This window comes from Neisseria sp. P0022.S010, from assembly GCF_051956635.1.
This window is the reverse complement of record NZ_JBQCXF010000376.1, coordinates 1-2,941: the sequence shown is the minus strand read 5'-3', so window position 1 is coordinate 2,941 and position 2,941 is coordinate 1. Positions and strand designations below refer to the sequence as shown.

The window sequence follows — 2,941 nt, the reverse complement described above, 5'->3', positions numbered from 1 at the left end:
GGATAAATTAATCCAGATGGTCGCTGCTTTGCGTCAAGATGGTGCGGTTGCCGTTGTTTTCCGCCGGTGAAACAATGCCGTCGGCTTCCATTTGGTCAATCAAGCGGGCGGCGCGGTTGTAGCCGATGCGCAGTTGGCGTTGGATATTGGAAATGCTGGCCTTACGCGATTTTAAGACAACGGAAACGGCTTCGTCATACATGGGGTCAAGGTCGCTGTCGTTGCTACGGCTGGTGCCGGTAAAGTCCTCGGTCGAACCGCTGCTTAAAATATCGTCGATATAATCAGGCGCACCGAATTGTTTCAGATATTCCACTACGCGGTGTACTTCGTTGTCGGAAGCAAACGCGCCGTGTACACGTTGCGGATAACCGGTGCCGGGTGGCAGGAACAACATATCGCCTTGGCCGAGCAGGTTTTCTGCGCCCATTTGGTCAAGAATCGTGCGGCTGTCGATTTTGCTGGATACTTGGAAGGCAATGCGTGTCGGAATATTGGCTTTAATCAGGCCGGTAATGACATCCACGCTTGGGCGTTGGGTGGCAAGAATTAAATGGATGCCGGCTGCACGCGCTTTTTGGGCAAGACGGGCAATCAGTTCTTCAATTTTCTTGCCTGCAGTCATCATCAGATCGGCAAACTCATCTACCACGACCACGATAAACGGCAGTTTCTCCAATGGCTCAGGGTTTTCAGGCGTGAGGCTGAACGGGCTGCCAATTTTTTCGCCACGTGCGGCGGCTTCGGCAATTTTTTGGTTGAAACCGGCAAGGTTGCGCACGCCCATAAAGCTCATCAGGCGGTAGCGTTTTTCCATTTCGTTGACGCACCAGTTCAGGGCATTTGCGGCCAGCTTCATATCAGTCACGACGGGGGCGAGCAGGTGCGGAATGCCTTCGTAAATGCTCAGCTCCAGCATTTTCGGGTCAATCATAATCATGCGCACGTCTTCAGGCGTTGCTTTGAAGAGCATGGACAGAATCATGGCGTTCACACCTACGGATTTACCCGAACCGGTCGTACCGGCAACCAGCAGATGCGGTGCTTTGGCCAAGTCTGTCACAACAGGCTGGCCGGTAATGTCTTGGCCGAGTGCGAGAGTCAGTTTGGATTTAGATTCGGTAAACGCAGGCGAATTGAAGATTTCGCTTAAGCGGATCATTTGGCGTTTCGGATTAGGCAATTCCAAACCCATGCAGGTTTTGCCGGGGATGGTTTCCACCACGCGGATAGAAGCCACACCAAGCGAGCGCGCCAAGTCTTTTTCGAGGTTCAAAACGGCACTGCCGCGCACGCCGACATCAGGCTCGATTTCGTAGCGCGTAATGACCGGGCCGGAATAGGAATCCATCACTTTGACTTTAACTTTGAACTCGGCCAGTTTTTCTTCGATGGTAATGCTGTTTTCCAACAACTGTTCTTCAGTTTGCGATGCGCTTGGGTCAAATTGCGGCGGCAGAAGCAGGGCGGTAGTCGGCAGGCGTGCATCGGTAAGTGTTGCCGAAGTTGGATGAACTACGCTTGGCGTACTCTCTTGAACGCTTGGTTCTACGGTTTGAACAGGCGTTTCAACGGCTGTCTGTGTATATTCAGACGGCCTTGAGATTGTTTCAACAGATTCAACGGGTTCAATAGCTTCAACCGCTTGAATAGCTTCTGCTTCCGGTTGTACAGTTGCTTCCGGCTCACTATCGAATTCCGTTTCTTCGACGGCAGATTCGCTGATTAAATAATCGTGGATACTGCGTTCAGGCTGATTGCTGACATGCGCATTGACTTGTGCATCAAAAATCGGCACTTGGATTTTATGTTCAAAAGCAGGCGGTTCGGGGATATCAATCGGCGCAATCGAGGTTTGGAAAACGGGCGGCTCAGGAATATCGGTTTTAGCCATAGGGACAACCGGTACGGCAGGCGGCTCGACTACGGTTGCGTTTGGCGCGGCAGGTCGGGAGATATAAGGGGATTTTTTAACAGGCGCAGCCGGTTTCGGACGGGACGGCGTTGCCGGTGCGGCAGGTCGTGGTGCAACAGCTTCCGTGGCAGCTTGTTTACGCGCCCATCTTTCGGCGGCCGCTTCGGTATAGCGAACTTGACGGCGCAAGCTGGCAGGACGGCTGATTTGTCCCAAGTTGGCCAAAATTTCGTCATTTTCGATGGTGCGCGGAGAGTAGCCGCGTAATGGGGCGACGGCTTCGGCCAGTTTGTGGCGGGCGGCGGTGCGGCGGGCAAGGTTGTTGTGAATATCTTCCGCTTGGATTTCAGAAGGGAATGCCTGCATGGAAGTATAGGGGAGGATGGCTTCTTTTTCGGCAGTTCTTAAGGCCGTCTGAACGGTTTCGATATGCGGCGCATTGGCTTCTGCCACGCGGACATTATTGGCACGCGCCAAGGCACGTTCGCGTGTGCGGCGCAAGATAGGGTCGTTATAGTCGATGATTTCCATGCCGGTCATCGGCAGGGATGAAGCGCGCAATAATGGGGTTTCGACTTCGTCTTTGTAAATTGGCGCATTTTTTTCGGCCAAATGCTCGTTCCATTCTTCAACCGCTGCTTCGTGCAGGGAACGGGTGGCTTCTTCTAATGTGATTTCTTCAAAATTGCTGTTTTGCACCAAAGACGGGCTGTATTCGGGCGTTTCCATCTGTGCAAACGGCGTGATTTTAGGAATACGTTCCGGTTTGGCAGATTTGCGGGTTTTAGGTGCAACTTTGATTTCTTCTTCGGTAGCTGTGATGTGTTCCAGCTCTTCGGTAAACGGTTCTGCTGCGTGCTCTTCGTTTGTTTCGGCGCGTTTCATTTTATTGTGTTCGAGCACGGAAAGCAGGCGGATGCGGGCAATTTTATGGTTGTCGGCAGTGCGCTTGTTCATGCTGAACAAACGTTTCAGGCTGTCCAGTTGGTCGAAAAAACCGACCGGGCTGTCTTCTTCGTTTATTTC

Annotated in this window: 1 protein-coding gene; it reads right to left on the bottom strand. The window is 52.4% G+C overall.

The genetic code is table 11. The annotated features are described in order from the left end of the window. Nucleotides 1–7 precede the first annotated feature (7 nt). Nucleotides 8–2,938, bottom strand: coding sequence for a DNA translocase FtsK (locus ACTHUT_RS16950; RefSeq protein WP_440419152.1), 2,931 nt, complete (start codon nucleotides 2,936–2,938; stop codon nucleotides 8–10). Between the last annotated feature and the right edge of the window lie 3 nt (nucleotides 2,939–2,941).